Here is a 24,349-nt window from a genome sequence, read left to right on the forward strand (position 1 = left end):
GTGGCGTTTTGGCGTTAAATCATAAGCTTTTCGTTTTTAAATTTATGACTAGTGGACAAACTGACAATCACAAAAATAAAGAAGGATGCGACAATTGGTATCGTGACTGTATGCATACCAAAGACAGAAGGATAAAACCGATCAATCATAATATACAACAACATGCCTGAAATCATTGACGCAATCGCTCCGTATTTATTCGCTTTTTTCCAATACAATCCTAAAACGACTGTCCAAATAAAGACAGCCTCTAGTCCACCGAAGGCAAATAAGTTCAACCACACTAATAAATCAGGTGGATTGAGTGCAAAGATGACAACGGCTAGGCCAATGACTGTTGTTACAATAAAGCTTGCACGCTTTATCTCTGCATCACTAGCTTTCGGCTTCATATAATTTAAATAGATGTCTTTGACAACTGTAGAGCTGACAAGCATTAGTAAAGCATTAACCGTAGACATTGTCGCAGCCATTGGTGCAGCTAAAACGATTCCTGCTAAAAATGGCGGTAATACCTTCAATGTCAGGAGCGGCATGACTTTATCACCAATCTCAATGCCCGGTAAGACAGGTCGGGCTAACACCCCAATTAAATGCATGCCAAACATGATTGTCCCTATGGCAATCGTGCCAATAAGAATCGCTTGATGCATACTTTTGGAATCCTTATAGCTCATCGCACGAACCGCAATTTGCGGAAGTCCTACAACCCCTACACCAATGAGAATCCAAAATGTTGAGACATACAGAGGCGTTAAATCTCCTTGTGCGCCAAATGGTGACACAAAGTCAGGATTTTCAGCGACCAGTGAGGCCATTATATTGTCGATGCCTCCACCTGCCACAATGGTGCCGATTAATAAAATAATTGTACCAATCACCATAATTGAACCTTGGACCGTATCTGTAAGTGCAACCGCACGGAAGCCTCCGATAATCACATATACTAACACGGAAATCGCAAAAATAAACAGTGCTGCTGTGTAGCTTAAGCCAGTTAATGACTCAATTAAGCGTGCACCCCCAACCCATTGAGCCATCATAGCCGAAAATAAGAAAACAATGATGCTAATGGCTGATAAAATAACAATGACATGGCTTTTGTAGCGTTCACGTAAAAAGTCGATTAACGTAATGGCCTGGTAACGACGAGCAATAATGGCGAATTTTTTCCCTAAAATCATGAGTACAAAATAACCTGCTGGTAGCTGAGCCATTGCCAGTAATACCCACCCAAGTCCTTTTGTATAGGCTACACCCGGTCCTCCGATAAAACTACTCGCACTGCCATATGTAGCAATCATTGTCATTGCAAGGATAAAACCACCCATTTCACGACCACCTAGGAAATACTCCTGCAGGAATGAATTAGAGGAGCGGACATGCTTATTGGCCCAAATACCGATTCCAAAAATAATAATTAAAAATAATAGCAATGGAAATACAACTTGCCAATGCATTAGCGATCCACCTCCTCATCATCGAATGGTACCTCTTTGAAAAAGAGTTTCATCACAATCCAGATAAGAAGGATCATAAAGCCTGTCCCAGCGATACAGCTATAGAAAAACCAGGCAGGAAAACCAAATACATACGTATAATTTCTTGGATCTCCTGAACCTAATCCATAGGCAAAGCCAAACCAAATCGCAAAGTTGACAAGGACGAGTCCAATTCCGATAAGCGCCTCTCGATGCGCTATTTTAAAGCGTTGATCTTTCACATGTAATCCCCCTAACCTACTCTATTTTACTGATATGTCGGTCTGATGGGAAGAGATGTGAGTAAATAAGGATAAGTTATATGGAAATGATTTTGTTATACTAAGTAAAAGGTAAGAGAAGAAAGTTGCTTGATCCTGACGTTTTTCACACAAACCTAACTATCCCTCACAATTATGTAGACATCTACAACAAACTGATAATGGAGATAAGTAAAAACCTTCGTCCATCTAGTTAGACGAAGGTTAGTTAGTTTATAATGGTCGCTTTTCCCAAGGTTGTAGCGTCCCGACAATATGGATAGGCTGATCCTGTTGAATAGCAGCAACGACACCTTGCGATATTTCCTCATGCGTAAGCCATCTCGCATGACCTTCTTCCATCATAAAACCTAGCTGGATTTGCCTGTATTGCGAACGAGCAGGGAGCTTCAATTTCTCTTGGACTTCACTTAAATTCGCCTTACTCCCCAACACATGAAACAGTTTCCATTCCCCGTTATTCTCTATTGAAATTACATTGGAGATGTTCTCTAATGTAGTGTCCGCATAGGAATGAATCCAAGCAACGACCAATTCAATGGCCCCATTATGCTTAAGCGTTTCTTCTAGCTTCTCTTTTAATAAGGCTATATTACAATAATCAACTAAAATCGGGGTTAGAAGGGCGGGTTTGGTTGTTCTATTTCGCAAATCTTCCATTCGATGGGCACTACGTCCAATTACTGAGACATGGTAGCCATCATTCACTAACCAAAGGGATGTGTCAGCCAACATCCCTGTTCCACCAATAACTAATGCGTGGGCCATTTATGTGTCCCTCTCTTATTTCGGATTTAGAAAGACGAGCGTTTCTTCCTTCTCATCATACTTAACAGATCGATGAGTCGACAAGCCTATACAATGCCTTTTTATCGATTTTACCAACGCTTGTTTTCGGTAGTTCGTCTAAGAAAATCATTTGTTTTGGAATCTTATAACGTCCTAATTGTTGATGACATAGCTCATTAAGATCATCTAATAGAGAGGCTACTTGGTGGGGACAAACAATAAAAGCTGTCACGATCTCACCCCAATAATCATCACCTACACCAATCACGGCCACCTCTCGCACATCTGGATGCCGTAGTAGACATTGTTCTACTTCCTGAGGATAGATATTTTCACCACCTGAAATTATCATTTCTTTTCTACGCCCAACAATATAAAAATCGCCTTCCGCATCCATCATCGCTAAATCCCCTGTTTTCAACCAGCCATCTTGCAGGATATTGGCAGTTTCTTGCTTGTTATTCCAGTAAAAGCGAAACATATGCTTCCCTCTTACCAATAGCTCTCCTACTTCTCCAGGTGCACAGCTTTTTCCTGTATGATTGATGATTTTAGCTTCATTGAATTGCATGCTTTTCCCGACAGCCCCCTTTTTTGCATAGGCACGCTCTCGGTCAATATAAAAATTATTGGGTCCTGCTTCTGTTAAACCATATCCCTCTTTAAAAAATAATCCCTTATTATAAAAAGCATCGTAAATAGGATGAGGGCACGGGGCACCGCCAGATAAAAATACCTTCATGGAAGGAAATTGATTTTCCTGAAAATACTTCGTAGCAATCATTGCTTGATACATAGTTGGCACAAAAAGAGAAATTGTCGTTTGATATTGGTTCGTTGCTTGTAGTGCCTCTTCTGCATCAAATTTATCGCCAATAATGACCGTTCCTCCCGCCATCAGTAAGGGGATGCATAAAGCATTTAAGCCACCAGTATGAAACATCGGCATATAATTTAATGTCCGATCTTGAGCATGTAAACCCCAGCTAATAATAGTATTCATGGCATTCCAATTGACCGACTGAAAGGATAACACTACCCCCTTTGGCTGACCCGTCGTGCCTCCTGTATAAATCATTAACCATGGATCATTCACATCCACGTCTTGCCTACTTGGTTGTATCTCCTTCTCATGCTGGCTAACATAAAGTGAAAACATTTTTTCTAAAACTAAGGGACAATGACTATCCTCTTCGTATAATAGGATAGCAGGAGTCGCATCCTCCAAAATTTGTGTTAGCTCCTCCTTGCTTAAGCGCCAATTTAACGGCACATAAATGAGCCCACGTAGCCCACAGGCAAATAAAACAGCAAACAATTGGATATGATTTTTCGCAAAAACAGCGACTCTACTTCCCTTTTGTAGCTGCTGCCGTTCGAAAAATTGACTCCATTTGCCGATTTCCTCAGATAATTGCTGGTAGGTCCATTGTTCCTTTGATGTTAAATTAATCAAGGCGATGTGGTGAGGTGTTAAAGCTGCACGTTTTAAAATCCATTCTTGCTCAACAAACATCTTGACTACCCCCTATCACATCATAATTGCGCCATCCACATGCAGAGTATGCCCATGAACATAGGAGGCCTCATCAGATGCTAAAAATAAATAGGCATTGGCAATATCACGTGGTGTCCCTAGGCGTTGTAGGGGGACGATTGATCGCATTTGAGCCAAAATATTTTCAGGCATTTTTTTGACCATATCTGTTTCTGTAAAGCCAGGTGCCACTGCATTAACATTAATCCCCTTACGCCCTAATTCCTTCGCCCATGTTTTTGTCATACCTACAATCGCTGCTTTTGTCGCTGCATAATTGGTTTGACCAACATTGCCATATACTCCACTAACTGAGGATGTATTTATAATTTTGCCTCCACCTGCTGCCACCATATAGGGAATGACCTCCTGTGTACAATGGAAGACACCTGTCAAATTAACATCTAGTACCTGCTGAAATTGATCCTCCGTCATTTTTGTCAGCATCGCGTCTCTTGTAATCCCCGCATTATTCACTAAAATATCAATCCGTCCTGCCTGTTCGATCACTGCCGTCACCAGCTGATTAACGCTCTCTCTACTTGCAACATCTACTTGTATAAATACAGCATTTTCGCCTAGTTGTTGTGCTGCTAGAATGCCTGCTTTATCGTCATAATCGGCGATAAACACCCATGCCCCCTCCTCGATAAAACGCTCAGCAGCCGCATAGCCAATACCATTTGCAGCGCCTGTAATGATAGCCACTTTATTGTTCAAACGCATACTGTCTTCCTCCAATTTCTAAAAAGGCTTCAATTTCAGCTGTCAATTGTGCTAAATCGTCGACCAAAGGCGAATGCCCACAATCTTTTAGGCTTACAAACTGTGCTGTTTTGCCTAAATCATGTAATATCTCTGCATTCATTTCCTCCGTAATCACCAAATCACGATTCCCTCGGAGCACTAAAATTGGGATATGAAGCAACATGGCCTCCCGAGAGCCTTTTGCCACCTCATTGTCAACAGCGCTTATATTAAATGTATTGAGTGCATGATATACTTCTGCTAAATTGCGCTGTGTAAGCATATCCTCTACATATTCTTGATATTTTCCCTCGTTTGGTCGATGATGCGTATAAATTAATGCATTCCATATAGACTGTAAGCCCTCGGCATTTTTTTCATCGTAGAAGCCTTGAATAAGCTTTGTTTTGGATGTATCCACCAATACCTCCTCATAATGATAGGCTCGCTTAAAGGAGGCTGGATTGCCTGTTCCTAAATCCGTGTAAAATGGATAACCACGTGTAGAAGCAGACGCAAGTAAAATTAGTCGTTGACAGTGTCCTGGATAATTTGCTGCAAACTGCATACAGACAGCTCCACCTGTTGACCAGCCAATCATATCAAAGCTTTGCAGTTGCAGTGCATCCACAAATAGTTTGACATCATCACTAAAATCTTTAATAGCAGTGATTGGCTTAAGATAGGATGATTCACCAAAACCACGTAAATCTATCGCGTAAATGGTGTATTTCTCGTCTAAAGCATCCATCAGAATATCCCAATGCTTAGAAGATGTCATATTGCCATGTACCAACACTAAAGGATGACCTCCACCTGATCGCTTGCGATAGGCCATTGTTTCTCCATTTGCTAGTTGAATCGTTTTTACCATGCCATTTCCCCCTTATCCCCAACGTATTGTGATAGCTCCCCATACATAGCCAATGCCAGCACTAACAAGCGTCACAATATCGCCTGCTTGAATTTGGTTTTGCTCCTGTGCTAGCTGTAGGGACAATATTTGATCGATCTGACCTATATGTCCATAGTCTTGCAAATAAATAGACTGCTCCTGCTGTAAGCCAAGCTCCGTTAAAATATAATCATGTGCAGATCTTTTCATATGCAACATCGCTAAATAATCTAGCTGATCGTCACTGTATCCACTTTTCGCTAAAGAACTGCGAATGACCTTCAAAAAATTGCTTAAAGATTTTTGTTCTAGCCGCTCCTTCATCCCAATGGGGTCCAAAACGTCAAGCTTATATAAATTTTCGGTTAAATGGGTTGGGGTTAATGGATTTTTCGTTCCCCCGACTGGCACGACTACATCCTCTGAGAAAGAACCATCCGTTATAATATCTGCCTCTAGTAGCAAATTTTTTTCATAGTTTTTTTGTAATAACATGGCCCCTCCACCAGCCGCTAAATTGTACATAAAGCGCGTTCGTGGATTGCTGTAATCGATAAAATCAACATTGCGATAACCACCTGCTAACAGAATGGTTCGTATCGTGTCATCTGAGGCCATTAGGCTTTTCGCCACTTTCAGCGCCATGATTGTAGTGCCGCAGCGTAATTGCACATCAAATGCCCATGCATTCACTGCACCAAGCTCCTCCTGCATTTTAATGGAGGCTGTCCAAAGTGGATATTCCTTATGCTCCTCGCCCATATAGATGACAACATCAATATCCTTAGGGTCTATATTCGCTTTTTGAATCGCCTCCTGTGCTGCCCATATACCCATTTGCACGGTATGATCAGACTTATCAGGAATTGGCTTTTCATGAATGCCCATTTTTTGACGGATAATGGCCTCAGGAATATTGGAAAGAGCCGCAATTTCCTGCGATGCCATCTTCTGTCGAGGTAGATAAATACCTGTACTAACAATACCAACTGTCATTCAAATCGCTCCTTTTCCTGAGGCAAGGGACCTGTCGTTTTTCGTTGCTTTAGCCTTCCTCGCCACTTCCAAAAGAGCAATCTTAATGAGCCAATAATACCTTTTGGGAAGAAGATAACGGCTAAAATATAGAGAATCCCGAAGAAGATAATCCAACGTTCGAAAATAGGATAATCTCGTGCAAGCCCTGACAGTGCATGCTGCGCATATTCAATGACCGCCGAGCCTAATAACGGCCCCACTAAAGTACCAACCCCACCGATAATCGTCATTAACAATGCATCCAGCGTAATATCCATGGCCATCACACTCGTGTTAACGAAGCGCAATGACACTGCATATAAGGAGCCAGCAAAACTTGCTACAATGCCTGCCACAACTGAGGCAATGACTTTATAATGCAACGTATTAAAACCTAATGATTTGGTCCGCTGTTCATTTTCACGAACGGCAATTAAAATACGGCCTGTTGGTGAATTAACAAAGCGGTAGAGCGCCAAAAAGATGACAACCAAGCTTGCTAGCACAAAGAAATAGAAGGTCATTCGATCTCTAAATAGATCAGGTGCTCTGAATGTAAAGCCATCATTGCCATACGTAACAGAGCGCCACTTTTCAGCTAAGACTAAAAATAACCCCGAAAAGGCTAGCGTCAGCATCGCGAAAAAATGACTTTTTAAGCGTAAGGTTAATAAACCTACTAAAAAGCTAATGAAGCCTGCTAGTATCATACCAATCACGATGGACAGTACAAAGATCAAGAGTGTGTGATCCATCTGCTTAAGCATGACTGCTGTTGTGTAGGCACCAATGCCGAAGAACATGGCGTGCCCAAAGGAGACGATGCCTGTATAGCCTAGTAAAATATCATAACTCATTGCCAATATCCCAAAAATAAAGATTTGTGTGAGTAAAATAAGTAGTGTCCTTGAATCATTGACAAAAGGAAGGATAATAAAAATGACAAGTAACAGGAAAAAAGCGAAAGCGCGTAAAGATATTTTGTTGTTCATGATGTCCGCTCCTTTCGCATCGCAAACAGCCCCTGAGGACGGAAAATTAAAACGATGGCCATTAAAATCATATTGACCGCCAGTGACAGCACAGGGACATAATAAGCCATAAAGCTACCTGCTAGCCCAACTAAAATCGCTGCAAGCAGGGAGCCGGAAAAACTACCCATACCGCCAATTACCACAACAATAAAGCCTAAAATGGCATACTCCATGCCCATCTCCGCATAAATCACACCTGAATAGGGAGCCATCAACATTCCACTAAGTGCCGCCAGAGCAGCGCCCACCATAAAGACGTATAAAAATACACGCTTAATATGAATACCGAGAGCCTGCGCCATTTCCTTATCCTGCACCCCAGCCCGAACAATCAAGCCAATCTTCGTGCGCTTCAGCATGTATTGGAAAATACCAAAAATCACAAACCCTATGACAATAATAAATAAACGATATTTAATGATGATCACATCACCAATTTCCCAGCTTCCTGCTAAATAACTTGGTGTTTTTACTGCCACCCCATTTGGTCCAAAGACCACCTTAATAAGCTCCTGCAAAACGAGCATCAGCCCTAAGGTAATTAAAATTTGCTGAATATGATTGCCGTAAACAGGCGTAATAATGAATTTCTCTGTCAGCAGTCCAAGCAACGCTCCAGTCACAATCGCGCCTATAATCCCAACGATAAAACTTTCTGTCAACATATAGGTAAAGATGCCCGCATAGGCCCCCCAAACAAAGAGCCCACCATGCGCAAAATTCAATACATCCATTAAACCGAAAATTAATGTCAAACCAGCTGCTAACAGAAAAATTAACATCCCAGTGGCCAAGCCATTAATGATTAAATTGACCAATAGCTCCAATGATAGTCACCCCCCTCTATCCAATGCCAAGATACTTGCGTTTTAGCTCTTCATCATCAATCAAATCCTGCATATTGCCCGAATTTACTGTTCTACCATCATCGATTAATGTATAGGTATCACCAATTCGACTAGCCATTATAAAGTTTTGCTCCACTAGAACAATGGACGTTTTCTTTTTCATTTCCACAATCGCTTCCATCACTTTTTCCACAACTATCGGAGCAAGTCCCTTGGAAGGCTCATCTATCAATATTAATTGGCTATCATTGATAAAGGCTCTAGCCATGGACAGCATTTGCTTTTGACCACCGGATAAATGCCCACCAGCCTTTTTCCAAAACTTCTTTAAATCAGGAAACAGCTCTAGCACATATTGCTGTCGCTCTAATGTGGCTGTATCCTCCTTGCGCATCGCTACCTTCATGTTTTCCTCTACCGTTAAATCTGCAAAAATCCCTTGATTTTCAGGTACATAGCCGATTCCTAATTTCGCCACCTTATAGGTAGGACCTTTTTTAATCGATTGGGAGCGAAAGGCAATGTCACCCTTTGTTGCAGGCGTTAAACCCATTATTGTTTTCAGGGTGGTCGTTTTCCCTGCGCCATTGCGTCCGAGCAGTACAGTAACCTGCCCCTCCTTCGCTTCAAAATTAACGCCCTGCAAAATATGATATTGACCAATATGCGTGTGAACCTCATTTAATGTCAGTAAGGTGGTCATCGTACAGCCCTCCTAAATATGCATGTTGCACAGTATCATTATTCATAATTTCTTCTGGTGAGCCATCTGCTAATAGCTGACCATTGAACAACACCATAATAGAATCCGATAAATCCAAAATCATATCCATTTTGTGTTCAATGAGCAAAATGGTTTTATCCCCCTGCTGTTTTATGCTTCGAATAATTTCTAAAATCGTAGGTACTTCCTCTAATGACATCCCTGCAGTGGGTTCATCGAGCAGTAGAATTTCTGTATCTAACGCGAGTAGCATGGCAATCTCAAGCTTTCTTTTCTCTCCATGGGATAGCATTGTTGTCAGGGCATCTCGTTTATTGTCGAGTAACACAAGTGCCAATAACTCCTCCGCTTTGTCCGTAATCGCCTGATAGCTTTTGTAATGGCGGAATAGCTGATAACGAATTCTCTCCTTGGATTGGACGGCTAAACGAACATTTTCGAGAACTGTTAAGTTTGGAAAAACATTGGTAATCTGAAAAGATCGTCCCAATCCCATTCGAGTTCTTTCAATGGCCGACTTTTGTGCAAGTGATTGCCCTTTAAAATAAACATCACCCGCAGTTGGCTTTAGCTCACCACTAATCAAATTAAAGAAGGTTGTTTTCCCAGCACCATTCGGCCCAATAATGGACTTTAAATGCTTCTCAGGCATTTGAAAATTAACGCCATCTACAGCCGTATGTCCCCCAAAACGAATTGTTAAATTATCTGTATATAATATAGGCTCCATTCTCTACTCCCTTCCTTCTCACATTTATGTAGAGAGACAGCTATGCTGCCTCTCAATTCTTTAATTCATAACGGGCGGTGCTGTCTCTTCAGGACTAAGCTCCCGAATAAGTACTGGTACTGGATAATCCACACCATCTTGTTGCTCTAAGCGAATCGAATACATGGATTGTAGAGCCTGGTGATCCTCTTCACGGAATGTCATTGTCCCTTTTGGTGTTTCAAAGGACATACCTTCCATAACGTCGATTAACTTGTTGGCGTCTGCATCCCCATCCGATTGTTTCAATGCCTCCACAATAGCAATCGCCGCAGACATGCCGCCAGGAGTAAATAAGTCGGGCACTTCATTGAAACGTTTTTGATGTTCATCTACTAACCATTCATTGACATCATTTTGAGGAAGTGTATGATAATACACCGAGAAGCCCTCCATCCCAACCAATGGGTTCATAAATTGAAGCGCAATAATATCCGGCGCACCCGTCGAAATTTTAATGCCCTTTTCTTGAATTTTAAGATCTGCAATTTGATTCCATGGTGAATTTGCCCCCGCCCAAACCACAAACAAATAGTCTGGCTTCGCATCAATCACTTTTTGCAAATTGGAAGTAAAATCTGTTGCAGCAGGATCTGCATACTCCTCTAGTACAATTTCAGCCCCTAATTTCTCCGCTGCCGTTTTAAAGGCATTCACACCATCCCAGCCAAACGAATAATCTGGCGCAAATGTAGCAATCTTCACACCTTTGCCTGCAATAGCCGCTGCTGCCGCATAGGCATCCTGGGATGAATTACGACCTGTTCGGAAAATATACTCATTGAACTCTGAACCTGTAATACTGTCAGCCACTGCAGGCTCTACCACCATAATTTTTTCATACTCCTCGGCAAGTGGTAGAACAGCGAGCGTATCACCCGAGCTTGAAGAGCCGACTAAAAAATCAACCTGATCATCTTCTAAAAGCTTTGTCGCTTTTTGCACAGCCACCTCTGGCTTTGTTTCGGTATCCTCATATACAATTTCTATTTTCTTACCATTGACCTCCATCGTGCCGCCTGTTGCATACTCAATTCCTAAATCAAATCCTCGCTGCGTCTGCTTCCCATATGACTCAAGCGCCCCAGTTAACGATGCAAGTACACCAATCTTAATTGTGCCGCCTTCCGCAGTAACCGCCTTCGTCTCCCCATCAGAAGAATCTGCTTCCGTTGCGCCGTCTTTCGTATCCCCATTACAAGCCACCAACACCACAGCCAACATCACTAAAAGAAACCAATACCACTGCTTCCTCATCCCATATCCCCCTTCAAAATAAGCTCCCTAGAAAGCGCTTTCTTGCTATGACAACACTATATAAGAGTTCAGTTACAAATTAGTTACAAGCTAAATGGCTAAAATATGAGCCACCTAGCTATGTCCCGAAAATGGAGCGAAGCAGAATGGCAACTAAACAACATTTCTTAAAACAAAAAGCAAGAATGTTTAGAAATCAACATTCTTGCTTTTTAGAGTCCACATCTATTTTTTTCCTATAATTCGTTTCTCTTTCCCTACTGCATTTAATTGCAGTGATACATCGGATTCTTATTGCTCTTTTCCTTCTGCATAGCTTTATACCCCTAAATAAAGATGACTTTTAATCGTACGCTTCATGATAACCATTCCTGTTTCAACATACTATACAATAATGAATCTCGCCAAACGCCGTCTTGCATTAGCATGTTTTCACGTAATATTCCTTCCTTTGACATTCCTATTTTCTCTAACACTTTGGATGATCCAATATTTCGAGGGTCGCAGGTTGCATAAATACGATGGAGCTTTAATGTTTCAAAGCCGAAAGTCATCATCAATTTAGCACTCTGCGTTGCTATTCCCTTACCCCAATAATCAGGGTTCACGATATAGCCAATTTCCCCGACTTCATTTACAAAATCCCTAATCATGATTTCTACCGCACCTATTAATGTTTCTTGATGAATAATAGCAAAAACATATCGTTCCCTTGGTGTTTGTGTTGCTTCATCGAGAGCATCCTGAATGAATTCTTTTGTATCCTCTTCTGAATTCGGTCCCCATGTTTGATACCTACAAACAACCTCCTGAGAGGCATATTTATGCACATCAGCCCAGTCTTGCTGCCTAAATTCTCTTAAAAATAATTTATCATTTGCAAGTATCACTTTAATCCATCGCTCCCTCTATACGATTCAACCATTCACTCATCAGCTCGGTAAACAATTTAGGTTGCTCGATCTGCAAATTGTGGCCTGCTCTATCTAAAATGGCAAAGCTTGCTCTGGGAAACTTCTCTAGAAGTGATAACGCGTCCTTATAGCCAACCACAGAATCTTGTTTACCCAGCAAAAAGAGACTTGGCTTATCAAAGGACTTTTCGTCAACGGCAAAGGAAAATCCGTAGCTTTGCTGAATTTTTTCTAAAAATGCCTGATCTGCTAGATTACACCCTGCCACACCTCTGTTGAATAACGCTCCCAATTATAGGCATCTAAGACAACTTGATTAGCCATAAAGTCATCTTGCTCCTGCTGACTTAATGTTGATAAAAAAGCAGTGTCTGCTTGTACAATACAATGCGGTGGCACCGTACGTTGTTCTTTTTCAGGAATGATGAGAGGGCAAATAAAGGCAGTACCTAAAAGTTGATCCACTGATTTCCTCATAATACCGCGCGCTAAATAGCCACCATAAGATTCACCAACCAACAAGTACGATTCTTGCGGAATGATTGTGTGTATCAATTCGATAATCGCTTCTAGCATTTCATCCGAGTTTTGAATTGATGAATAGTCTGTTGTTTTTCCCATTCCCGGAAGATCCAGATAAATACGTTTCCACCCTTCACGTTTTTTAAAAACAGGCTCCATACAGCCCTTCATCAAACGATGATCAGGAGAAAAACCATGTAGCATGATGATAGGTATCCCTGTTCCAATTATTTCGTAGTAAATATTCGCTTTTTTCGTCTGACAAAATGGCATTGTTGTTCCTCCATATAGGTTACATTTTTATAGTATTGTCTACCCCACTGTTGGAGCGGATTGACATAGTTTATGAGTGAGTTCCTCATAGAATGAGCGCTTTGACTAGGAGGGGGCACCTCCTCTGTTGGAGCGTTTTCACATTACTTAGGAGCGGCTCTACTCTCAGTTGGAGCGGGTTTCCTCATATGAATGAGCATTCCCACAATCAATGGAGCACTTCCCCACACTTGAGCAAGCCCATCCAATACAAAATCCTTCACCTAGCCTTAATAACAACACCAATTACCCCATTATCAAATCATAGACCGTCATGGTGGATTCCATCGGGGTTGTGTTAAGCTCTTGATGTAATTGCTGGACACATTTTTCATACCATTTTAAGGCAAGAGAGCGATTTTGGAGCTGGTAGTGGCTGTACATGAGCAGGCGATACGCTTCCTCCCAGAGTGCATCCTCGCGTAGCATCTTTTCTGCGAAAAAAATGGCTTTTTTATATTGCTGTTGTCTTGTTGCATTTTGTGCTAGTCGTTCCAAGACTTCGATATATAAAGATTGTAGCTTTTCACGGTCCTGTGTTAGCCAGTCGATTTGCTTTTTTTCCGCATAGAGCGCATCCGTATAGCTCGCTTCCGCTAATAAGAGCCACTCATTTGACAGCTGAGGATCAAATTCGTCGATTCCTAAGCTGTAATAATAGTGAAAACGTTCAACATCAATTTGGAGAAAAGCAATATTTTGTAGCTGATACATATTATTTTTCCGCTGAATGAAAAAGCTCTCTTGTCTTGCATGTCGTTGCGGCTCCAACACTTTAAGTAACGTATTTAACACCACCTTAAAATCACGATCCAAGGACTCGACACTACGATCTGGCCATAATGCCTGTGCTATTTCTTCCTTTGGTGTAAAGCGATGGCGATGGCAGTAGAGATATACGAATAATTCCTTTGATTTATCACGTTGCCATTCTTTGTCTTCCAGCTTTCGTTGTGTACGAATTAAATTTAAACTCCCGAAAAGATTTATCTGTATTTCATCATGCGGATAACTAATACTATCCTCGACCTGAAAATGATTTTGCAAAGCTAATATAGCTGGATGCTCCATCTGGCATTTTTGACTATATTGCAATAGCTCGTAAAAAACCATTCGATTGCTCGGACCAAGTATCGTTGGCCTTTGTAAGAAGTATTCATAGCCATTTGAGACACATAGTTGTGCAAACTGTTGAAAATACTGTTGAAACGGCTTCTTATTACACTCTTTCAGGGCAATCATTGATTGATAAAATAAGACATGCATCAAGCCATTGCGATCACCGCACTCCTGAAATAGTTGCTGTGTCTTCTTTAATAATTGCTTCGCTCTCCCTATTTCTTGCTCAGAAAGTATTATTTTTACTTCTGCTAAAAGAATAAGCGCTGTCATCCAAGCATCTTGAACTTGCTCCGTTTCCTGTAAGCCCAGTGCTAAGTATTTCTTAGCCGCTACCATATCTCCTAACAAATGTTTGACAATGGCTAACCCCATATATGGCTCCGCCTTCACACGAGAAATATTAATGGCATTCATGAGGGTCAACGCTTTTTCATAGGCTTGACATGCCCCATAATGATCTGGGAAATCCATTAACAGCAGGGCATGAGCCTTTCTGATATAGCCAACCGCCTCTATGAAAATAGACTTCTCTTTTATTCCTCTTCGAATGCCATGCTGGGCAGCATACCAGGCTTCTTTGCCTTGACCTAACAGTGCATAAACGAAAGCTGCTAGCAGTTCACTTTCTCGATGGGTTGAAACAAGCTGAGGCGGTAATTCAAGTCGCTGCGCTAATAACTCCTTGGCCTCCCGTAGTTGTCCTGTTCGTAGTAAAACACGTACATCAACATTTGCTCGCTGTATGACATCCTCTGGCAATGCGACGTCCTCCATAAAGAGCTGTGCACCCTTGGCCTTCCCTAGATTCACTAAATTTTCAGCGTATTGCCGTTGAAGTTCTAGTAATTCCTCTTTGCGCAATGGTGTATGTTTCGCTAGCTCTAATGCTTTCTCGAGATATGGCTCTGCTAAAGCAGGTTGAATGGTGTCTAAGTAAATATGGGCTATCCCAGCTTGTGACTTTGTCATAAATAGGTGATCCCGCTGCTGCTGTGCTAGGATTGCACATTTTTCATAGGATTGTTTCGCTTTTTCATAATAAGCTCGGTAGCGATGGCATTCACCCTCAAAATAATTTAATTTATAAAATTTATCTTTTTCCTGTGCACTAAATCGATTGATTTTTTCGAGCAACCATTCAAATTGACCAGCCCGTACGATTGATTCTGCATGAAGCTGTAGGAGCTCTCCGCAAAAATGATGATCATTCGTTTTAAAGGCATGATACAGGACAGCTTGAATATTTTGATGTTCTACATAATACAATGCTGCTTGTTTATGAAGGTCCGCATGTTGTGTTGGATACTGTCGCCATTTCATTTCTAAAAATCGACTAAACAATGCATGAAAACGATAGAAGCCATCTGTTGTCACAGGTTGGATAAATAAATGACGCTGAGTTAATACATTCAGCATTTGCGCAATCTCAGCGCCATAAAACGCTTTCAATAGCTCCGCAGAAAAGGTAGGAAAAATCGCTAATTTTAAGATCGTCTCCTGCTCAGTAGCAGTCATCCTACTATAAACTTCCTCTGATAAATATGTGAATAGCTCATTTGTGGGAATCGTCAGCCAATGATCTAGCGAAGCATGATGCCATTGCTCTGCCAATAAGGAAATGCTAATGGCCCAGCCTTCAGTGATATCTAATACTTTTTTCATTTCAGCCTCGGATAAATGTACATCTACATATTCTTCAAAAAACACTGCAATCTCCTCAGTTGAAAATGCCAGTTCGTCCTCTTTTATAACGAGCCATCTTTTTTGTAGCTTTAATTTCCTCATAATATCCCAATTGGGTAGTGTTCTGGAAGCCAACATAAAATGAATGATGGGTGGAGCAAATTCAATGATTTTTTCCATGAAATAATTAATAGGAAAAACATGATCTACTAGGTGAAAATCGTCAATCACGATGAGAAGAGGCTCGTCTATATCGCAGAGGCAATTGACAAAAAGCTTATACCATCGATTGAGCTCATCCATTTTTGGAAAGCGCGATAATTGGTTCCACCCATCAAATGTATGACCAAAATTCGGTACGACGCGCTGTATACTAAAAAAGAGGTGCCTCAAAAAGGGTAATAAATTATCATCTTCATCAGAAATACTATACCAAGAAAACGTACTTGATTCGGTTGCAAGAAATTGAGTTAGAATGGTTGTTTTACCGTACCCTGCACCACTATGCAAGAAAGTACAAGTATGATGATGACTTTTCTTTAGCGTTCGCATTAGTGTTGCTCTATTAATACAATGCGTGGATGGATTGGGGGCCATACATTTTGATTGAATAATAATATCTGCTGTCATATAAACATAACCTCCATATTTTGTAAGGTTACAAAAATTTCTACAAAAATTCAGATTATTAAATTATTGACAGTTTACCATATTTTTTATGTATTTTTATAGATTTTATCCCCATTTTTTGTTTGAGGGATGGAAGTAGAATTTAGTTGGTATTTTCTTCCCAATTTTAGTATCCTGTTATATTACTAAAATTTAGAAGGAAAGTGGCTAAATGAACCGCCTTTAAATATAGAGATTATACGAGTTCCGATTATAATGGAACTGCTTTACCGAGCGAAGGAATTTGAGTGAAGTATGGATATGTGGTTATTGCTATTCCAAAAGACTTAGTACCATTTATGAAAGAAAATTTAACAGTGGCAACTAGCAAGGCTATTCTTGCTATAAAGGAAGCATTACTTTTAGCAAAAAATTAGGCTTAAAAAAATTCCCGATTATCAACTCAATGATAATCGGGATCATTAGCTACGTTTATAGTAATTCTTTACGTAATTCAGCAGCTGATTTTGGCGAAAGTAGGCTGAATGGGATATCAAATACTGTTTTCGCACCTTTATCACCCGCTTGACTTAAACGGTGTGCTGCACGTGCATAAGCCACTAATACGCTAGATGTAAAGTTTGGATTACTGTCCAGTTTTAATGAGAATTCGAGAATTTGTTTATCGTTTGCACCACTGTCACCACTGCGAATGACAAAACCACCATGTGGCATACCAGTATGATTTGCTTTAAATTCATCTTCAGAAATGAAGTTCACTGTTGTGTCATATTCATCGAAATAGTTAGGCATTGTGACAATTTCTTGTTCAACCTTTGTTGCATCTGCACCTTCTTCTAATACAACCCAACATTCACGTGCATGTTTTTCACGTGTTGTTAGTTCAGGGTTTTCACCGTTACGAACTCGTTCTACCGCTTCTTTAATCGGTAATGTGTATTGAACAGCATTTTTTACGCCTTCAATACGACGAACAGCATCTGAATGTCCTTGACTTAGGCCATCGCCCCAGAATGTATATGTTGTACCAACTGGTAATACTGATTCTCCAAGTAGACGATTTAAAGAGAATAGACCTGGATCCCAACCAACTGAGATAACAGATACTTTACCAGATTTTTGTGCCGCTGCATCTACAGCATCGAAAAATTCAGGAATTTTCGCATGTGTATCGAAGCTATCAATTGTATTAAACCATTGTGCAAAATGTGGACCTTGCTCTGGTAAATCTGTTGCAGAACCACCACATAAAATCATAACATCAATGTCGTTTTGGAATTTTTCAGCGTCATCTACTAAATATACGCTTGCATTGCTTGCTACGTTTACTGTTGAAGGATCACGTCGTGTGAACACTGCTACTAATTCTATATCTGGATTTTGTGAAATGGCATACTCCACACCACGTCCTAAATTTCCATATCCTACAATACCTACTCGAATTGCACTCATTAAAAATTCCTCCTAACGATTTCGCGACTTTGTGAAAACTTTCACGTTAAATCTAATTACAATAATACTTCGTGTTAGAAAAATTCACAATAGTTTGAGTATGAGTTTTTTAAAAAGAATTTATATCAGTTTTCTATGGTTTTTATCCCATAATGGTATGAATACGGTTACAAATCACTAAATTTTCCATGAACCTTAAAGTTATTGTAAAAGCCTTGTAAATAACGGCTATTTTCCCACTTAGTCTTGTACAATAACTGTAACGACAAAAGGGGGCATGTTGAATGAAAAGTACTGGTTACTCATCAAGCACAGCATTGGCACAAGGAGAACTACTTGCATTCCATATGACACAAAACTCAATGAACAAGCATAGTGAATCGATACAAAGTGGCAGTAAGCAACAAGGAGATTTTCCAACAAATAATCATTTATGTATCGGTGTTTTACCTTTTGACGTTTTAGAAAACATCCCTGACCTCTCCATCCAAAAAAACAAGGTAAATGAAGTGGACTTTTACCATAGTGGTAAGGATATCGCTCGCTGGTTAATTAAAAAAAGTGAATACAACAAAAATGGATTTGACTTCATTTAAAGAAGTCAAATCCTTTTTAATTTATAACTTATAAAATTGAATTAATTCCCTCAGCTGATCTGCACTAATAGGCAACCTTTATGGAATGGTTGTTTTCATAGTATTTCCTGTGCAAGCTGTGCGAGAAGGTTTTTATCAATAATTTGGTAGCCTGTCTTATGCTTTTCCAATATCCTCTCTTCACAAAACTGTGCCAAGACATATAGTAAATGGCGATAAGAGACCCCTAAATATTCGCAGATTTCCGTATGTTTTTCCTTGTAGACACCTTGGTCGGCTGATAATTGGATAAAGGCTGCTAAGCGATTTTCCAGCGGATAGGCCTGATTTTGTGTATATTTAGATGTCATTTTTGTCGCTTTTTCCCCTAAAAATACACAAAGTCTACGTAAAAACAAAGCATCCGCAAGTAACTTCTCCTTACATGACTGTGTAATCGAATAGCAAATTGTTTTGGTGACGGTTTGTATCCCCTTTGTATACCTAGCCTCATTTAACAATTCAATTTCCCCCATAAAAAGAGGAGCCTCTAGGTATTCAATAAGTGAAACCTTCCCATTTTTATGTGTCATATAGAGCTTCGCCTTTCCTTCTATCATGTAATACACGGTGTCTGGAAAGGAGCCTTCCTGGAAGATCCACTCCCCCTTGTCAAACTGGCGGACTTCTAAATAGGGATTGATATCAAATGAGAAAAAATCATCAATCGGATATTTTTCAAGATAATGGGTACGGGCTTCAGCTGTTAAAATATGCATTTTTTACTCTCTCCTATAAAAAATATGAGATATCTCACATTATTGTAGCGATGAACATGCTATTATTCAACATAGTTAATGGAGGTACGGAAATTATATGAACAATCAACGATGGCTTTCTCAGAATTTCTTTACATTTTTTATCACTTGGGGCATTTTCTTACCCTACTGGACAGGTTGGCTGGTGGATGCGAAACATCTAACCGTCTCGCAGGCAAGTGTAGTGATGGGCTGTGGGCTCCTAGCTCGTGCCACATCCAATCTCTTCTTCTTCCCAACACTTGCAAAATACGTACACAATAAACGACTCATTACAATTTTAGCAATAGGCTCGTTGCTAACTGCCTTGCTCTATATTCCAAGCACAGGCTTTACAGCATTATTAATCGTGACCATTTTATTTAGTGTTTTTTACCCAGCGCTATTACCTGCTGTGGAAAGCAGTGCCGCTACGCTTGTGCAGTATGGCAATATTCATTATGGTAAAAGCCGTTCCTATGGTTCATTTGGCTTTGTCATCGCTGTTTTAATTATTAGTATGCTGACCGGCGTTTTTGGAAAGAACATCATCTTCTGGAGCATGATTATAGGGTTGGTGGGCATGTTACTTATGCAACAATTAGCAACACCAAAGGAATTACTCGTAGTACCAACAAAAGAACAGCGTGCAAAATCATTGTCGATGAAAACACTATGGACTATCAAAGGCTTCCCAATTGTTTTATTCATCGTGATCTTGCTACAGGGTGCACATGCCTCCTATTATAGCTACGGTTATATTTATTTAGAAGATTTACAGGTTGATCCATTCTATATGGGTATGATTATTAATATCGCTGTTATTTGCGAAATTCTTTACTTTATGAAGGCTGATACGTTATTGACGAAATGGCGCTCATCATCCTTATTACTCTTAGCAGCGAGCGGCTCTTCCCTACGTTGGTTACTTATCTTTTTGTTCCCAAATGTCTGGGTATTTATCGCTTCTCAAACCTTGCACGCATTATCCTTTGCATTAGCCCATTTTGCCTTTATTCGCTACTTAACAAAAGCGCTACCAAAGGAACAAATCCCCAATGCACAAGGTTTATACTCTGCATTAGCTATGGGCTTAAGTACCGCCATCCTTACATTTTTAGGTGGCTATTTATACGAAATATCACCAGGTCTGTCCTTCGCAGCCATGCTCATTTGTACAATACCAGCCATCGCTATTTTGCTAATGACACGCAAAAAATATCAATATTAAACTAAAAGCAGGTGAGAACTTCCTCACCTGCTTTCTTTATTTCGGATAATAGGAAAAACCAGGATATTTTACAACCGGCCATTTTTCTTTTCTGAGAGCCTCAAGCAGCTCAGGACCGACCTGTAAATTACTTTGCACCAATTCTGTCGGCGTTAACGCCATCCATTGATTTAAGGACACATCCTGGAATCGATCACTTTTAAACATTTCTAAAAACCATAATGGCTCTGTTCCAGTATTTTCAATATAATGCCCCGTCGCAAATGGAACATAGCCAACATCTCCCGCCCGATAATCAAATGTTCGAGCCGTTCCATTTCCTGTGAAAACTGTCATACGGCCTTTTCCTTGCAGATAATATTGCCATTCATCGTTGTTAGGATGCCAATGCAACTCCCGCATCGCCCCTGGCTCAATTTCCACCAGTGCAGCCGCGATATTTTTAGAAATTGGGAAATTAGTCGAATCGACAATGCGCACACTGCCTCCAGGTGTTTTTAATGGAGGCTGTGCCAACAGACGATGTTTAAAGGTTTGCGGAACCTCACCATATGGAGATTGCACTTTCTGAGAATCAATTGGCCCCGGAACCCGATCCTGATAAATATATAGCTGTTCACTCGGGATGTGATCGAAAGCATGAATAGGAACCCCAAAATTCGCTGATAACACTTCTTTTGGCGTATGAGCAAACCAATCTGAAATTGACAGTGTGTTCAGATCGGAGAAATGCCCATCATCAAATACTAATAAGAATTCACAGCCATCCTCAAGTCCTTGAATGGAATGAGGAATGCCAGGTGGAAAATACCATAAATCACCGGGTCCCACATCCGCTATAAAGTTACAACCATTCTGATCGACAGCTGTAATGCGAGCATGGCCAAGCAGCATATAAGACCACTCTGCCTGTTGATGCCAGTGCAGCTCACGTACGCCTCCTGGTGTCAAACTCATGTTCACACCCGCCAAAGTCGTAGCAATCGGTAATTCACGAACCGTAATTTCCCGTGACCACCCACCTTGATTTAAGGTCATATGCGTGTCTGAAAACGAGAATCGTAAATTAGGAATCAAACCCGCATCAGTCGTTGGTGGCACTAGCATATCAGGATTTTCTAAATCCCTCATAATATCCCGTGGTCCCTTATCCACCCCTCCAGCCCCATCACCTCGAATAGGCTGAGGCACCTGAAAATAACCCGGTGGCAAATTTTCCAATCGTTCACCTCTTTATGTTTGTAATCAAAATAAAATACTTCTATTCTTCTAAAATGTATGGATACACAGCTTGGATTATTCTCTTTCTTTTCTGGCAGTGGGTTGGCTACTAAGCATAGATACTTTATTGAGAGAGGAGCTTGCTACATTGATCACTTTTCCCTAATTTTGGAGCGGGTTCTTCAGTTGTTTGATCACTTCTCATCTACTTTGGAGAGGGTTCCTTACTTGTTTGATCGTTTCTCAACCACTTTAGAGCGGGTTTCTCACTTCTTTGATCACTTTTAGAGCAACCTTCTCTCGTTTCCCTAACTTCAGGACAAGCCCTTATTTACTCTTTCGTCCAATAGCCTCCACCGCACATTCATGTAGGATTTGTAAGCCTTCCTGTAATTCTTCATAGGTTGCATAGGCGTAGGATAGACGAATATGATGATGATCTTGTGGATCATAGATATAGCCGGGATTGATTAATACTTGCCGCTGCAACAGCTTCATAAAGAAGTCTTTATCTACAAGCGGCTCATGAAACTTGAGCCAAATATAAAAGCCTCCCCTTGGTTTGCTCCAATTCGCCACATCTGTAAACTTCTCCTTTAAAAGCTGTTCCGTAAAATCGGCTCGCTCCTGTAATTGTTGACGTAATCCTGCGAGATGCTTTTCATATTTTCCTGATTGCAGCCAATGTAGGACAATTTCCTGAGAAATGGCACTTGAGCCATAGTCTGTTTGCATTTTTATATCGGCTAATCGCTCAATCACAGTGGTTGGACCGATGAGCCAGCCAATGCGTAGCCCTGGGCTTAAGGTTTTAGAGACGCTGCCAATATAAAGAACTTGTCCGCTATTATCCATGGCCTTAAGCGGCGGTGATGCCTCTTCAAAAAGCAATTCATGATAAACATCATCTTCTACAATTGGAATCCGTGATGCCTGACAAGCTTCATATAGCTGTTCTTTTTCTCTTGTTGTCCATACATGACCTGTTGGATTATGTAAAGTAGGAATGGCATAAAACACGGCTTGTTTCTTTCGTTTCCTTTGCGCTAATGTTTGAGCAAGCTGTACATCACGTTCAATGCTAATCATTTGCATGCCAACTGACTGAAAAGGGTGAACAGAATTTAAATAGGAGGTTGGCTCCTGAAACACAATAGACCCTTGCTCTAATAAGCCAACAGCAATTAATTGTAGTGCCTGAAGAGCACCTGAAACAATACAGACGTTTTGAGGTTCAGCGGGAATGCCTCTTTTTTGAACATATTTACAAATAGCTTTACGAAGCTGATCATTACCTTGTGGCGAAGAGTAGCCTAATGCTTTGGGTTGGAAGGATAGCTCTCGCAGTGAAGCTTCTATTTCCTCGGTAGGCAACAAACTGGGTGCTAGCTCTCCCGTTCCTAAACGAATTACATCCTCGCGCTGTTCGTATTCGTTAATTAATTGGATGGTGTGGTAGTTTGGCTTGTGGATGCTTGTTTCGATATAAGTTTGCCAATTCGGCTGTGTTTGTTGGATTAATGCATGCCAGGAATTGTGCGTAACATAAACACCAGAGCCTACCTTTGCTTCAAGAATGCCCATTGCTTTTAATTCCTCCAAAGCCTGCTGAACTGTGCTACGATTCACATCGAACTGCATGGCTAGCTGTCTTTGGGTAGGTAGTTTTGTCCCTGCTGCCCAGTCTCCTCGCTCCACATTGGCTGTTATCCACTGTACAATCTGCTGCTGTAATGTATTATCACTTCTTCTATTCGGCTGCCAGCTCATGTTCCTTCTCCTTCCATGCAATGAAATTGGGTGGATAAAAAACCATCCAATTGGTCGTTTTCTTTTAGTTATACCATATCTAAAATAAGTAAAGAAAGGAGGAATGGTCATTGGAAGCTTTTCTTCATGGGATTATTTTAGCATTTGGACTCATTTTGCCATTAGGCGTACAAAATGTTTTTGTTTTTTCACAAGGTGCTACACAACCAAGTTTATTACGTGCTTTGCCAGCAGCTGTGACAGCTGCGATCTGTGATACACTGCTTATTCTACTTGCGGTATTCGGTCTGTCATTAATAGTTCTACAGTTTGAGTGGTTGCGTATCACTTTAATGACTATTGGTATCATTTTTTTACTTTACATGGGCTATAGCATTTGGCGTTCAAATCCAGCAAACACTGAAAATAGCGAAGCATTGCCTATAAAAAAACAAATTCTCTTCGCACTCTCTGTATCACTTCTAAATCCACATGCTATTTTAGATACAATCGGTGTTATTGGTACAAGCGCATTAAAATATAGTGGAACCGAGCAAATAATGTTCACTGTTGCTTGTGTGTTCATTTCCTGGCTATGGTTTTTCGGTCTCACATTGACTGGCGCCTCGTTCAAAAAACTAGACGGCTCTGGAAAATTGATGCGACTATTTAATAAATGCTCCGCCGTCTTTATTTGGGCAACAGCATGTTATCTCGCAAGTGGCTTATTATAACGTACATAGAAAAAGCTCAGGAGGTAAC

At 40.7% G+C, this 24,349-nt stretch carries 22 protein-coding genes and 1 pseudogene; 4 read left to right on the forward strand and 19 right to left on the reverse strand.

The features are described from left to right. Positions 1–14: 14 nt before the first annotated feature. From panF to VK91_RS12320, 15 genes and pseudogenes are all read right to left on the reverse strand, one after another. Positions 15–1,460 carry a sodium/pantothenate symporter gene (panF, locus tag VK91_RS12250; protein WP_048393080.1) on the reverse strand — a complete coding sequence of 482 codons (1,446 nt, stop codon included), beginning with the start codon at positions 1,458–1,460 and terminating at the stop codon, positions 15–17. Beyond that, positions 1,460–1,723, reverse strand: a complete 264-nt coding sequence (locus VK91_RS12255) for a YhdT family protein (protein ID WP_004227902.1) — start codon at positions 1,721–1,723, stop codon at positions 1,460–1,462. Before VK91_RS12255 ends, panF begins: the two co-directional genes overlap by 1 nt. 252 nt (positions 1,724–1,975) lie before the next feature. Next, positions 1,976–2,530, reverse strand: a complete 555-nt coding sequence (locus VK91_RS12260) for a short-chain dehydrogenase (protein ID WP_048393082.1) — start codon at positions 2,528–2,530, stop codon at positions 1,976–1,978. Positions 2,531–2,591: 61 nt separating this feature from the next. Next, entirely contained in the window at positions 2,592–4,067 is a 1,476-nt protein-coding gene (locus VK91_RS12265; protein ID WP_048393083.1) for a class I adenylate-forming enzyme family protein, read from the reverse strand. 15 nt (positions 4,068–4,082) lie between these two features. Beyond that, the gene (gene fabG, locus VK91_RS12270; protein WP_048393085.1) at positions 4,083–4,814 is read right to left on the reverse strand and encodes a 3-oxoacyl-ACP reductase FabG; all 732 of its coding nucleotides are present in this window, start codon (positions 4,812–4,814) and stop codon (positions 4,083–4,085) included. Beyond that, a complete protein-coding gene (locus tag VK91_RS12275) occupies positions 4,798–5,709 on the reverse strand; it encodes an alpha/beta fold hydrolase (protein ID WP_048393086.1) in 912 nt (303 codons plus the stop codon). Before VK91_RS12275 ends, fabG begins: the two co-directional genes overlap by 17 nt. Before the next feature lie 12 nt (positions 5,710–5,721). Continuing rightward, positions 5,722–6,726, reverse strand: coding sequence for a 3-oxoacyl-ACP synthase (locus VK91_RS12280; protein WP_048393088.1), 1,005 nt, complete (start codon positions 6,724–6,726; stop codon positions 5,722–5,724). Continuing rightward, positions 6,723–7,739 carry a branched-chain amino acid ABC transporter permease gene (locus VK91_RS12285; protein WP_048393091.1) on the reverse strand — a complete coding sequence of 339 codons (1,017 nt, stop codon included), beginning with the start codon at positions 7,737–7,739 and terminating at the stop codon, positions 6,723–6,725. The genes VK91_RS12280 and VK91_RS12285 overlap by 4 nt, the downstream gene beginning before the upstream one ends. Further along, positions 7,736–8,608 carry a branched-chain amino acid ABC transporter permease gene (locus tag VK91_RS12290; protein ID WP_004227888.1) on the reverse strand — a complete coding sequence of 291 codons (873 nt, stop codon included), beginning with the start codon at positions 8,606–8,608 and terminating at the stop codon, positions 7,736–7,738. The genes VK91_RS12285 and VK91_RS12290 overlap by 4 nt, the downstream gene beginning before the upstream one ends. 16 nt (positions 8,609–8,624) lie before the next feature. Then, positions 8,625–9,332: an ABC transporter ATP-binding protein gene (locus tag VK91_RS12295; RefSeq protein WP_048393093.1), complete on the reverse strand. Its 708-nt coding sequence runs from the start codon at positions 9,330–9,332 to the stop codon at positions 8,625–8,627. Further along, positions 9,307–10,083 (reverse strand): ABC transporter ATP-binding protein, encoded by a 777-nt coding sequence (locus VK91_RS12300; protein WP_004227883.1) that lies wholly within the window; start codon positions 10,081–10,083, stop codon positions 9,307–9,309. Before VK91_RS12300 ends, VK91_RS12295 begins: the two co-directional genes overlap by 26 nt. 60 nt (positions 10,084–10,143) lie before the next feature. After that, entirely contained in the window at positions 10,144–11,379 is a 1,236-nt protein-coding gene (locus VK91_RS12305; RefSeq protein WP_048393095.1) for a substrate-binding domain-containing protein, read from the reverse strand. 356 nt (positions 11,380–11,735) lie between these two features. Next, positions 11,736–12,269: a GNAT family N-acetyltransferase gene (locus VK91_RS12310; RefSeq protein ID WP_048393097.1), complete on the reverse strand. Its 534-nt coding sequence runs from the start codon at positions 12,267–12,269 to the stop codon at positions 11,736–11,738. Position 12,270: 1 nt separating this feature from the next. Further along, a pseudogene (locus VK91_RS12315) lies at positions 12,271–13,088 on the reverse strand (alpha/beta fold hydrolase). A gap of 285 nt (positions 13,089–13,373) precedes the next feature. Beyond that, positions 13,374–16,562: a BTAD domain-containing putative transcriptional regulator gene (locus VK91_RS12320; protein ID WP_048393098.1), complete on the reverse strand. Its 3,189-nt coding sequence runs from the start codon at positions 16,560–16,562 to the stop codon at positions 13,374–13,376. A gap of 287 nt (positions 16,563–16,849) precedes the next feature. On the opposite strand from VK91_RS12320, the gene VK91_RS23220 reads away from it, so the two are divergent. After that, a complete protein-coding gene (locus tag VK91_RS23220; protein ID WP_255349863.1) occupies positions 16,850–16,978 on the forward strand; it encodes a hypothetical protein in 129 nt (42 codons plus the stop codon). A 55-nt stretch (positions 16,979–17,033) separates the two neighbouring features. Here the strand turns inward: VK91_RS23220 and VK91_RS12325 are convergent, their stop codons facing one another. Continuing rightward, positions 17,034–18,014: a diaminopimelate dehydrogenase gene (locus VK91_RS12325; protein ID WP_048393100.1), complete on the reverse strand. Its 981-nt coding sequence runs from the start codon at positions 18,012–18,014 to the stop codon at positions 17,034–17,036. A 284-nt stretch (positions 18,015–18,298) separates the two neighbouring features. Between VK91_RS12325 and VK91_RS12330 the strand changes: the two genes are divergently transcribed. Further along, a complete protein-coding gene (locus tag VK91_RS12330; RefSeq protein WP_048393103.1) occupies positions 18,299–18,610 on the forward strand; it encodes a hypothetical protein in 312 nt (103 codons plus the stop codon). A 95-nt stretch (positions 18,611–18,705) separates the two neighbouring features. Here the strand turns inward: VK91_RS12330 and yeiL are convergent, their stop codons facing one another. Then, the gene (yeiL, locus tag VK91_RS12335; RefSeq protein ID WP_048393105.1) at positions 18,706–19,368 is read right to left on the reverse strand and encodes a transcriptional regulator YeiL; all 663 of its coding nucleotides are present in this window, start codon (positions 19,366–19,368) and stop codon (positions 18,706–18,708) included. A gap of 97 nt (positions 19,369–19,465) precedes the next feature. On the opposite strand from yeiL, the gene VK91_RS12340 reads away from it, so the two are divergent. Further along, positions 19,466–20,617 (forward strand): MFS transporter, encoded by a 1,152-nt coding sequence (locus tag VK91_RS12340; RefSeq protein ID WP_048393107.1) that lies wholly within the window; start codon positions 19,466–19,468, stop codon positions 20,615–20,617. Between the two features lie 36 nt (positions 20,618–20,653). Here VK91_RS12340 and VK91_RS12345 read toward each other — a convergent pair whose 3' ends face one another. Together VK91_RS12345 and VK91_RS12350 are read right to left on the reverse strand one after the other, a co-directional pair. After that, the gene (locus VK91_RS12345; RefSeq protein WP_048393109.1) at positions 20,654–21,838 is read right to left on the reverse strand and encodes an oxalate decarboxylase family bicupin; all 1,185 of its coding nucleotides are present in this window, start codon (positions 21,836–21,838) and stop codon (positions 20,654–20,656) included. Between the two features lie 327 nt (positions 21,839–22,165). Beyond that, positions 22,166–23,608, reverse strand: a complete 1,443-nt coding sequence (locus tag VK91_RS12350) for a PLP-dependent aminotransferase family protein (RefSeq protein WP_048393111.1) — start codon at positions 23,606–23,608, stop codon at positions 22,166–22,168. Between the two features lie 110 nt (positions 23,609–23,718). On the opposite strand from VK91_RS12350, the gene VK91_RS12355 reads away from it, so the two are divergent. After that, positions 23,719–24,321, forward strand: a complete 603-nt coding sequence (locus VK91_RS12355) for a LysE/ArgO family amino acid transporter (protein ID WP_048393112.1) — start codon at positions 23,719–23,721, stop codon at positions 24,319–24,321. The last annotated feature ends 28 nt before the right edge of the window (positions 24,322–24,349 follow it).

The organism is Lysinibacillus sp. LK3, from assembly GCF_001043675.1.
Lineage (GTDB): Bacteria > Bacillota > Bacilli > Bacillales_A > Planococcaceae > Lysinibacillus > Lysinibacillus capsici.